This window comes from Kistimonas scapharcae (assembly GCF_039540975.1).
Lineage (GTDB): Bacteria > Pseudomonadota > Gammaproteobacteria > Pseudomonadales > Endozoicomonadaceae > Kistimonas > Kistimonas scapharcae.
Genome location: NZ_BAABFL010000356.1, coordinates 1 through 8,235, shown reverse-complemented (window position 1 = coordinate 8,235; position 8,235 = coordinate 1). Strand labels below are relative to the sequence as shown.

The 8,235-nt window shown below is 53.8% G+C and carries 5 protein-coding genes; all 5 read left to right on the top strand.

Annotation, left to right across the window (positions count from 1 at the left end; translation table 11 throughout):
- The first annotated feature begins 420 nt into the window (after window positions 1-420).
- Complete coding sequence (locus ABD892_RS12805) at window positions 421-2,247, top strand: sensor domain-containing diguanylate cyclase (RefSeq protein WP_345196145.1); 1,827 nt, start codon at window positions 421-423, stop codon at window positions 2,245-2,247.
- A 158-nt stretch (window positions 2,248-2,405) separates the two neighbouring features.
- Entirely contained in the window at window positions 2,406-4,298 is a 1,893-nt protein-coding gene (locus tag ABD892_RS12800; protein WP_345196144.1) for a hypothetical protein, read from the top strand.
- Between the two features lie 316 nt (window positions 4,299-4,614).
- Window positions 4,615-6,195 (top strand): cytochrome ubiquinol oxidase subunit I, encoded by a 1,581-nt coding sequence (locus tag ABD892_RS12795; RefSeq protein ID WP_345196146.1) that lies wholly within the window; start codon window positions 4,615-4,617, stop codon window positions 6,193-6,195.
- 14 nt (window positions 6,196-6,209) lie between these two features.
- Complete coding sequence (cydB, locus tag ABD892_RS12790; RefSeq protein WP_345196142.1) at window positions 6,210-7,343, top strand: cytochrome d ubiquinol oxidase subunit II; 1,134 nt, start codon at window positions 6,210-6,212, stop codon at window positions 7,341-7,343.
- Window positions 7,344-7,366: 23 nt separating this feature from the next.
- The gene (gene cydX, locus ABD892_RS12785; RefSeq protein ID WP_345196141.1) at window positions 7,367-7,492 is read left to right on the top strand and encodes a cytochrome bd-I oxidase subunit CydX; all 126 of its coding nucleotides are present in this window, start codon (window positions 7,367-7,369) and stop codon (window positions 7,490-7,492) included.
- Window positions 7,493-8,235: the final 743 nt, after the last annotated feature.

The following is an 8,235-nucleotide window of genomic DNA, read 5'->3' as shown; positions in this document are numbered from 1 at the left end:
TTTTGCCTGAAGAGCACAGGGGACGCTCTCTTCATTCAATTTAGCCTTACTTCTTCAGATCGTTAAGCGGGAGTTAAGGTTCCTGGGCTGTGCAGAGAACGGGGCATGTTACACCCACTCGTTGTCGAGCTAATATTGCCAATCGCTGTGCTGGCGGTGGCTACTCATTAAGCCAATGGCAAGCGACATACCCAACGCAGCAGGTGACCATTTGTGACACATTTGAACGCACTCCGTGTCGTACCAGGTCAAACCTGTACAGATACCATTGCAAGAACACTCACGCGATACACGGCACACGTAGCCTCAAGGCATTGTAAGCGACACTACAACAACGTTACGATAATTGGCCTGGGGATTGCTCAAGGCATGAGACCCTTTTCACAACAATAAATACTGAGAACAGGGGTTACATCACGGATGTGTATTACCCAAACAGACACTGTGTTTTCACATAAGCGTTCAATACCAACGGCATTACTGTCAGCTATTGCCTGTTTATTGTCAGCACCAGTGAGTGCGACTGATCAGCCTGGCCATACATCACTGACGGATTCATCATCCGCGCTGGCACCATTAACCGGACAAGTCCTGACACTCTCGCTGGGCATGCTGTTGGCGTTGATGATTTTCAACATTTGCATTTTCATTCGTGCACACAAGTCCAGCTATCTGTTTTTTGCCATTTATACGGGTGCGACCCTGCTCTATCTCGTATCCAGTGATTTCTCACGTTTTGACCTACCAGCGGTCACACTAGACAACTGGACCAGACAGCAACCCCTGTTTTTCGGCGCCATTGCTGCTGCGTTTGCCATTCGATTTATGTTGTCTCTGGTTCCAGTCAAAGAGGAATCACGCCCTATCTATGTTGTTTGTCATGCACTCTATTCCATCCTGCTGCTAATAGCGGGCAGCTGCCTTCTGAACTTCCAGCCCCTGGATCAACCGCTGACAACGCTGTTTTACGGCGTGCTGGCAATGACCTTTGTCGCACTGAGTGCATGCAGCCTGGTACTTGTCAGAAAAGCACACAGCAACGCATCGTTCTTTTTCATGGGGTGGCTGGTCATCTGTCTGGGCAGCCTTGTGAGCCTGTTAGCCATTAAGGGCTACACCATCGACGTATTCCGCTGGGCACATTATCCCGCACTGGTTATCCAGGCGATCGCCTTCAGCCTGGCATTGCCTGCTTACACCACCGCCCTTTATCGAACCTACCAGCAAAACTATGCGCTGATGGAAAACAGCCTGCAGCGACATTACCGCCATCGACGAATATACAATGATGCGGTTAAACACTATCTGGACAACCTCAATGGCATGGATGAGGAAGCGATAGGCTCTCGCCTGCTTGCTACCCTGAATAGTCTTTTACCAATCAATACCTGCGCCCTTCTGCATATCAGAAATAACCAGATATCGGTTTTCGGCCTGAGCGGTCAACAAAAAATTCTTTTCGAGCAACTGGTTGATGGACGCCTGACCTTACTGGGCAACATTGCCCGCTCAGCAGAAGAAGCGACCCTGCAGATGCAATATGGCCATCACCAGGCCGCGTCAGTCAGCATTATTCCTGTACTCTGGGAATCCAGCCATACGTGGACGGTCGTATTGCTTCGCCAATACGACAAGACACCGCTGGATAAAGACCAGCTTCAGCTGGCCAGCGATATAGCTTCCCATACCCGCACCCTGTTCCGGGCCAGCAAGCGTTATGACGAACTCCGTCGTGAAGCGGATCTGGATGACCTGACCGGCATGTACAACCGCCGGGCGTTTCAGCGAGATGCCTCCGCCATGCTGACGCGCCTGCAGCAGGAAGCGAAACCCGCCACTCTGTTGTATATGGACATTGATCACTTCAAACCACTGAATGACACCCATGGCCACGCCTTCGGCGACAGGGTGCTGCAGATGTTTGCCAATGTCTGCCGCAGCAACCTGCGCAACCGCGACCTGCTTGCCCGCATGGGTGGTGAAGAGTTTGTTGCCCTCATTCCCCATGCCACAACGGCAAGAACCCAACAAATTGCAGAACGCATCCGCACAGGCCTGCTGGCGCTCAAGTTTGACGAGCTGGACTCGGAAAAAGTCACCCTCAGTATCGGCCTGTCCAGCACTGAGCACTGTGGCTACGACCTTGACCGCCTGCTCGACTCAGCAGACCGGGCGTTATACCAAGCAAAATCGGATGGCCGAAACCGAATCCGACATTCCGAACCTGAGCCCCATTCCCTGCTATAACTCACAGTAACCATCAGCTCATCATGGAATGACGTATTAATACATATGGGAACCCGCGCCACCCCCTATACAATCACTACCTGAAAAAACCTGACCCAATCTGCCTGCATACACTTTTCAGCCGCTCACCCGGCAGTAATAAACGACCAGAACAACCCATGTGGCCGGTACGAAAAAACAAGCAAGACACCATTCGCTCAGCAGACACACTGGCTATGGAGGCTCGAGGACAGGGGCTGCTCGACAAAATCCGTACGGCGCCCCATAAGGAACCCTGGGGTATTACGTTCCTGATGCTGGCCTGGACCGCGGGTCCCGTCACATTTATTACCGCCTCAAGCGCTTATTACATTGGCTATGGAACCTTTCCGCCGCTGGACCGGGCGATCTACTTCCTGGCCTATGCCCTGATTGCCGGCCTGCTCGGTATCGCCACCAAACTGATCTACAACACCACCCACGGCCACCAGGAAAAACAGGACGAGAAAAACCTGCTGGAAGTCATCGACTGCCTGCCAGAACTCCTCTATATGGTGCGCGACCTGCGCCTGGAGAACATGGGTGAAGAGAGCCGACGGATAGAATCTGCAGGCATCATCCTGAGCAAGCTCGACCTCGGTCCTGCATGGGTCACCCTGGCGATTGAAGACCTGACCGGCGATGCGCAACTGGCACGTCAGGCGGAACATATTGAGCTGTTTCGTCGCGCAGGTCTCTACAACCGGATGCAGGATATCATCCACAACATCCGGGAACCTGCCGGAAACGCCTACGATGAACTGCGCCAGACCCACCCCCGCATTGCCGAGGCCATGCGACAGCGTCTGACCGGTCGGGTACCCAGCGTACGACAGGGGTCGCCGAGGGAGGAGATGTTCCTGGAGCGCATCCTGTCAGCCATCGAGCAGGACAATGAAAACCTGATGACCCTGCACGATGTGGAAGAGCTGCTGACACTCTGCTTCGAGCTGATCTGTGGACGCCGCATCCGATACCTGAAATACGAATACAGCGGTGACTGGAACCTCGCCCGTTCCATGGACAGCCTTGAAAAAGAACGTAACAACTACCGACTGGCACGGGCACGGGTCAATAGCCGTTTGCGCGCGCTGGCGACGTATCTGAACTATATTGAGCCACGGGAAGATATCAATACAGCCCCGGGACTCAGCCCGCGGCACCTGCTGACGGTTACCGTGGACGCCATGGACAGCCTGACTCGCCAAGTGACCGAGTGTCGACGCATTACCAACAACACTGGCAAACAGCTGATGGCACTGCAAATCAAGGCCTCGCAGCTGGACAAAGCCATTGACCTGTATGAACGCGCCTTCAACGCCCAGCAGAAACTCAGCCGCGAGAGCCGACGTTTCAGTCGTGCGCTGAAGGTCTGGCAACTGCGCAGTAAGCAATATGAAGAGACCAGTGGCGACCAGGTCCGGCGCTCGCTGAAAATCTCGGAACAAAGCATCGCCCTGGATGATGACGAAAAAATCAAGGTTGCCCGGCAGTTAGCCCAGCTGTTGGAAGACAACCGCATCCGCCGCACCAGCGACCGCAGCATGGACCACGCCCGCAGCAGTAGCGAGAAGCGCCTGACCCAGTCCCGAGCCCGGGAGCTCGCGGCCGGGATTGCGGTCATCCTTGGCCAGAGTATCGACCTGAGCAACCCGGCCATCCAGCGCGCCATCGACAGTACCCCCGCCACCAGCCTGGGCGCCATCGAGCCCGGCATGAGCCCCATGATCAAGGCTTCGGTCGGCAAGGCGATGGCGAATGCGGTGGATGTCAGCCTCGCGGCCATGGCGGAACGGCTGGCGCAGAACCTGATCCGCTATTACCGGGTGCCGCTGACCCAGGGCACCATGGACTTTCTGATCGATAACTACCAGGCCAACCGCGAGAAACTGGAATTCATCGCCGAACATGAAGCCCCGGTAAGTAACCAGCAGACCCAGCTTAACCGCGCACCGATCGAAATACCGGCTGTGCATAAAAGCTGGCAAATCAGCCTCTATAATGCACGTCGTACCCTGGAACTCCATGCCTGAGGGAGTGTCTAAAGAGTGCGCTTTCAAGCCGAGTTGAATTATTCAACAAAATGTCTGGTGCGGGACGCAAATGTTGACCCAGATCAATCTCCAGTCAATCAGGACACCTATAATTCCCGCTGCCAGTCTAGGTATGTAATACCTCCGAAGATTGCACCGTTCCATCCTTGTATCAGGAGAGTATTACAGCCACCGGGCCAGCAGCCGGAGAGCTGTGGCGACGCAGGGAAACCGTCGTATTGACTACAACGGGAAAGGTCTCCTGAGAACGGGCGGTGCAGGCACTTTTCCCCCAAGCCACACCAGCGAGGATAGAATGATCCCGGATGAAGTAATAGACCTCTCGCGTCTGCAGTTTGCACTGACGGCGATGTACCATTTCCTGTTTGTTCCCCTGACACTCGGCATGAGCTTCATGCTGGCGATCATGGAGTCGGTCTATGTCATGACCGGCAAGCAGATCTACAAAGACATGACCAAGTTCTGGGGCAAGCTCTTCGGCATCAACTTTGCCCTGGGCGTCGCCACCGGTCTGACCATGGAATTCCAGTTCGGCACCAACTGGTCCTACTACTCCCATTATGTCGGGGATATTTTTGGTGCGCCGCTGGCCATTGAAGGTTTAATGGCCTTCTTCCTGGAATCCACCTTCGTCGGTATGTTCTTCTTCGGCTGGGATCGCATGAGCAAGGTTCAGCACCTGGGCTGTACCTGGCTGGTCGCGATCGGTTCCAACCTCTCCGCCCTCTGGATCCTGGTGGCCAACGCCTGGATGCAGAACCCTGTCGGCGCAGAGTTCAACTTTGAAACCATGCGCATGGAAATGACCAGTTTCGGCCAGTTGTTCTTCAACCCGGTCGCGCAGGTCAAGTTCATCCATACCGTGGCCGCCGGTTACACCACCGCCGCCATCTTTGTCCTGGCGATCAGCGCTTACTACATGCTGAACGACCGGGATGTTCCCTTTGCCCGTCGTTCCTTTGCAGTTGCCGCCGGTTTTGGTCTGGCGTCCATCATGTCCGTTATCCTGCTGGGTGACGAATCCGGCTACAAGCTGGGCGACGTACAGCAGGTGAAACTGGCCGCCATCGAAGCAGAGTGGGATACCTACGAAGCGCCGGCGCCGTTCACTGCATTCGGCTTCCCCAACCAGGAAGAGATGCGTACCGACTACGCCGTCAAAATCCCTTGGGTCATGGGCATCATCGCAACACGTTCCCTGACCGAAGAAGTGCCTGGCATCAAGGATCTGCTGATCCGTAACGAAGCCCGCATCCGTGATGGTATGGAAGCCTACCGCCTGCTCGAAGAGCTGAAGGCCGGTAACGATACCCCGGAAATCCGCGAACAGTTCAAGGAAGTCGAAGACACCCTGGGCTATGGCCTGCTACTGACCCGCTACACCCCCAACGTAGTGGATGCCACCGACGCCCAGATCAAACAGGCGGCGGAAGACACCATCCCGCAGGTTGCCCCGCTCTTCTTCGCGTTCCGGATCATGGTCGGCCTTGGCTTCTTCATGCTGCTGATCTTCGTGACCGCCTTCATCAAGACCGCGCGCCGTACGGAATACCAGAGCAAGCGCTTCCTGAAAATTGTCCTCTGGTCACTGCCAGCGCCCTGGATTGCCTGTGAAATGGGCTGGTTTGTCGCCGAATTCGGCCGTCAGCCATGGACCGTCGCCGGTATGTTGCCGACGTCACTCTCCGCGTCCAGCCTGACCGCGACCGATCTCTACATGAGTATTGCCGGCTTTACCCTGTTCTACGGTATTTTCGCGGTTGTCGAATGCTACCTGATGATCAAGTACGCCCGTCTCGGCCCGAGCAGCCTGCACACCGGCCGTTACCATTTTGAAAAACAAGCTGAACTGCCAGCCGGCATGAGCACTCACTGACGGGAGGATGGAAGATGATCGAATATGAAATGTTAAAACTCCTGTGGTGGGTACTGGTCGGCGTACTGCTGATCGGCTTTGCCATCACCGACGGCTACGACCTGGGTTCAGCCGGCCTGCTGCCCTTCCTGGGTAAGAATGACAACGAGCGTCGTGTGATCGTCAACGCGGTCGCCCCGCACTGGGACGGTAACCAGGTGTGGTTCATCACCGCTGGCGGCGCGATTTTCGCTGCCTGGCCGATGGTATATGCCACCGCGTTCTCCGGTTTCTACTGGGCCATGGTACTGGTGCTGTTTGCCCTGCTGATGCGCCCCATTGCCTTTGAATACCGCGCTAAGGTTGAACCACACCAGCGTAAGTGGTGTGACCTCGGCCTGTTCATCAGCGGCACTGTGCCATCACTGGTATTCGGCGTGGCGTTCGGTAACCTGTTCCAGGGCTACGACTTCAACCTGGACACCTACCTCCGCTCCACCCTGAATGGTTCCTTCTGGAGCCTGCTCAACCCGTTCGCTTTGCTGTGCGGCGTAGTCAGCCTGACCATGATCCTGATGCAGGGCGCCTGCTGGCTGGGCCTGCGTACTGAAGGCGGTGTTGAGAAACGTGCAGTGATCGCTGCCCGTCGTCTGGCCATTGTCGTGATTGTTGCTTTCGCCGTGGCCGGCTTCTGGGTTGCCCATATCCCTGGCTTTGAAATCACCAGCGTTATCGACGGCAATGCCGCTTCTAACCCGCTTCACAAAACGGTTGTTGTCGTTGAAAGCGGTCGCTGGTTGGCTAACTACAGCAAGTACCCGATCACCCTGCTGGCGCCGGTACTCGGCTTCCTGGGTGCCATCGGTGTTATCCTGCTGGCAGGGCGTAAGCCTTCACTGACGTTTATCAGCAGCTCCCTCTGCCAGCTGGGCATCATCACAACAGCGGGTGCCTCACTGTTCCCGTTCATCCTGCCCTCCAGCAGCAATCCGGCTGTCAGCCTGACCGTCTGGGATGCCACTTCCAGTTACCTGACCCTGGGCATCATGAGCTTTGTGGCTGCGGTCTTCGTACCGATCATACTGGCTTACACCACTTGGTGTTTCTACAAGATGTGGGGCCGTATCAGCGTGCAGCACATTGAAGACAACAGCCATTCACTGTACTGAGCGCAGACGAGGAGAATAACGTTATGTGGTACTTTTCCTGGATTCTCGGCGTTCTGCTGGCCTGCTCCTTCGGCATCATCAACGTGATGTGGTATGAGTTCCAGGCAGGCGGTTTTGAGAATGAAAACAAAGAATTAGACGATAAGTAATCATTTTGGGGTCCAATTTTCCGGACCCCAAAATCTAAAAATGGTGGCGATTTCGGTACAAAGGTTCTTAACCAGATCGAAATAGCTACCAAGTCTGAGTCATTTTTATTCGCTTAGTATGCACGGCCTTGATCTTCCCCCTCCTACTCCTATCGTTAGTAATTCTATCCAATTGCGTAAAACGCCCTATGAGTTGACTAATTTCAGAAATATTATACTAAGCAATTTTGATCACCTGACAAAGCCCGAGCAATTGGAAATTGCCAGTTATAAAGCCACAAATGAAAAAGAAAGATTTCATTTGAGCCTTAATGAAAAACAAAATAGAAAGCACGAATAACAAGATTAAAAATAAATAAACAACAATATATAAAAACTTGTCAAAACAATATAGAAACAGACAATATCTATATCTTGGAGAAACTATTCACATCCTGCCTTCAGCATTAAAAAATTGGGGTTACATTGATGATATCGAAAAAACAGCACCTTACTCACAAACCTGACACACAAGCTATTCATTCAGCTTCTGAAAGTCATGATGACAAACGTAGCGGTTTTGCCCAGAAAACAACTAACCCAATACACCATAGAAAAGCTACAGCTCACCCTCCAGAGAGATCAGTTGTTTGTGCCACAAGTTTCAATTTCAAAATCATTAGGTCATGTTTCAAACCGGTTGATACCACATTCTGGAGATGAACTCTCCGATGACTTTGTCGTGTAGCTCCTCTGAACGGGAA

Coding starts and splice junctions, on each gene's coding strand:
- cydB (WP_345196142.1), top strand. CDS start 6,210: ATGATCGAATATGAAATGTTAAAACTCCTGTGGTGGGTACTGGTCGGC.
- ABD892_RS12800 (WP_345196144.1), top strand. CDS start 2,406: ATGTGGCCGGTACGAAAAAACAAGCAAGACACCATTCGCTCAGCAGAC.
- cydX (WP_345196141.1), top strand. CDS start 7,367: ATGTGGTACTTTTCCTGGATTCTCGGCGTTCTGCTGGCCTGCTCCTTC.
- ABD892_RS12805 (WP_345196145.1), top strand. CDS start 421: ATGTGTATTACCCAAACAGACACTGTGTTTTCACATAAGCGTTCAATA.
- ABD892_RS12795 (WP_345196146.1), top strand. CDS start 4,615: ATGATCCCGGATGAAGTAATAGACCTCTCGCGTCTGCAGTTTGCACTG.